Annotated in this window: 4 protein-coding genes and 2 tRNA genes; all 6 read left to right on the top strand. The window is 68.3% G+C overall.

Annotation, left to right across the window (positions count from 1 at the left end; genetic code table 11):
• Positions 1-247 precede the first annotated feature (247 nt).
• The 6 genes from rsfS to ABZ281_RS46375 all read left to right on the top strand — a co-directional run bounded on the left by rsfS (position 248) and on the right by ABZ281_RS46375 (position 2,287).
• Positions 248-694 (top strand): ribosome silencing factor, encoded by a 447-nt coding sequence (rsfS, locus tag ABZ281_RS46400; RefSeq protein WP_031108827.1) that lies wholly within the window; start codon positions 248-250, stop codon positions 692-694.
• Positions 691-1,359, top strand: a complete 669-nt coding sequence (locus tag ABZ281_RS46395; RefSeq protein WP_356664529.1) for a histidine phosphatase family protein — start codon at positions 691-693, stop codon at positions 1,357-1,359. Before rsfS ends, ABZ281_RS46395 begins: the two co-directional genes overlap by 4 nt.
• Before the next feature lie 74 nt (positions 1,360-1,433).
• Positions 1,434-1,506: transfer RNA gene (locus ABZ281_RS46390), tRNA-Ala, on the top strand.
• 200 nt (positions 1,507-1,706) lie between these two features.
• A complete protein-coding gene (locus ABZ281_RS46385) occupies positions 1,707-1,880 on the top strand; it encodes a hypothetical protein (protein ID WP_298561518.1) in 174 nt (57 codons plus the stop codon).
• A 3-nt stretch (positions 1,881-1,883) separates the two neighbouring features.
• A complete protein-coding gene (locus ABZ281_RS46380; protein WP_006136074.1) occupies positions 1,884-2,117 on the top strand; it encodes a hypothetical protein in 234 nt (77 codons plus the stop codon).
• A 97-nt stretch (positions 2,118-2,214) separates the two neighbouring features.
• Positions 2,215-2,287 (top strand) — tRNA-Ala (locus tag ABZ281_RS46375).
• Positions 2,288-2,307: the final 20 nt, after the last annotated feature.

Below are 2,307 nucleotides of genomic sequence, written 5' to 3'. Positions count from 1 at the left end.
TCCGCTCGAGCAGGGGGTACCCCCACTCGCCGCACCGGCCGAAACCCCGAGTACGTCCAGTACGAGGGCTTCCGGCCGGCACGCCGAGAGCACGCGCCGGACGCCGCTCCTCAACGGGCAAACGTTGCCTGCCGCGGCACTAGACGGCGAAAGGCCGCTCCCCATGTGATCCGCGTCATCGCGTGGGGGGCGGGCGGCGGTCCGTGAGACCCTTGGTGCCAAGTGCCCGCCGACCGAAAGCCTTGTAGTGACCGTGACCGACCGCTCTCACGAGCTGATCAACACCGCCGCCCAGGCGGCCGCCGACAAGCTGGCCCACGACATCGTCGCCTACGACGTCAGTGACGTGCTGTCCATCACGGACGCCTTCCTGCTGGCCTCGGCGCCCAACGACCGCCAGGTCAAGGCGATCGTCGACGAGATCGAGGAGCGCCTCTCGAAGGAACTCGGCGCCAAGCCGGTGCGCCGCGAAGGCGACCGCGAGGCCCGCTGGGTCCTGCTCGACTACGTCGACATCGTCGTCCACGTCCAGCACAGCGAGGAGCGCGTCTTCTACGCCCTGGAGCGCCTGTGGAAGGACTGCCCCGAGGTCGAGCTGCCCGAGGAGGCCAAGGCCACCCGCGGGAAGGCCGAGGAGCACGCCAAACTGCGGGCGGCCGAGGAGGCGGCGGAGCTGGACGGTGACTGGCGGTGACCTCCCTCAGTGAGGCGTCCGCCGGGAAGGGCCGAGGCCGTCGCATCATCCTGTGGCGGCACGGCCAGACCTCGTGGAACGTGGAGCGCCGTTTCCAGGGCAGCACGGACGTCGAGCTGACCGAGACCGGTCTCGCCCAGGCCCGCCGCGCCGCCCGGCTGCTCGCCTCCCTGAAGCCGGACGCGATGGTCGCCTCCGATCTCCGTCGCGCCGCGGCCACGGCCGCCGAGCTGGCCACGCTGACCGGCCTCGACGTCACCCACGACGAGGCGCTGCGCGAGACCTACGCGGGTGCCTGGCAGGGCCTGACGCACGAGGAGATCATCGCCCGGTACGGCGAGGAGTACGCCGCGTGGAAGCGCGGCGAGCCTGTCCGCCGCGGTGGCGGCGAGCTGGAGACCGAGGTCGCCGACCGCGCCGCCCCCGTGGTGCTCCGGCACGCCGAGAAGCTCCCCGAGGACGGCACGCTCGTCGTGGTCAGCCACGGCGGCACGATCCGCACCACCATCGGCCGCCTGCTGGGTCTCGATCCCCACCACTGGGAGAGCCTCGGCGGACTCTCCAACTGCTGCTGGTCCGTGCTCGGCGAAGGCGCCCGCGGCTGGCGGCTGCTGGAGCACAACGCCGGCACCCTGCCGGAACCGGTGCTCGGCGACGACGACTGACCCCGGATTTCACTTTCCGGCAGGTCGCAGGCTAAAGTTCTTCTTGTTCGCCCCGCCAGGCGGGGAGAGCACAAGGGGCTATAGCTCAGTTGGTAGAGCGCCTGCATGGCATGCAGGAGGTCAGGAGTTCAATTCTCCTTAGCTCCACGTCAAGATCCCGTTCCCGCTCAGGGTGCGGGATTTTTCGTGCTCCGGCTTGAGTCGCTCGGGCTCGCTGAGGCGTATACCTCTACGGCCCCGCCGGGTGCCGTGTCCGGACTGGTACTGAGGCGTCGCTGACCGTATTGGTCCGGCCGTGGCAGAATCAAACGGCCGGAAGGGGGCGCGGCCCGACGGGAGGAGTAGCGATGCCTGCGAGCATCCTCGAGGAGGTCGACCACCTCCTCGAAGCAGCGATCACACGGGACATGTCCACCCGCCTCAGCTGCCCTTCCTGCGGTTCCGCGCATGTGGCCCAGATGCTCGGCGACAACGGCGGGATTTCCTACGTGTGCACGGCCTGCGGCCACAGCTGGAGCTGATCGATGGGTGCACACAGGCGGAAGTGCGACTGGTGCGGCAGCGGGACTCCGATCGTCCGCGACATGGAGCCGATCAATCCCGACTACCAGTACTGGTGCGAGGAATGCGCGCGGGCGCTGATCATAAAAGGCGACCCGATCGAGACGTACCGCGAGTTGGAGGGCGAGCCGATCTACGGCCGGCTCCTGGAGGAGCACTGCACGCTCAAGCGGTTCTATTCGTTCGTCACGGCATAACGGGCATTTCGGGTAAAGTGAAACCGATTTGGCGTTGGGCCTGATGGGCCAGTAATGTTGGCGTCGCCGCCGGGGGAACCCGGCGGAGCACCGGCAAGGGGCTATAGCTCAGTTGGTAGAGCGCCTGCATGGCATGCAGGAGGTCAGGAGTTCAATTCTCCTTAGCTCCACAGCAGATGAGAAGGCGGGC

It is taken from the genome of Streptomyces sp. NPDC006265 (assembly GCF_040613555.1).
Lineage (GTDB): Bacteria > Actinomycetota > Actinomycetes > Streptomycetales > Streptomycetaceae > Streptomyces.
The sequence above is the reverse complement of the archived record's forward strand: the minus strand, read 5'-3'. Positions and strand labels throughout refer to the sequence as shown.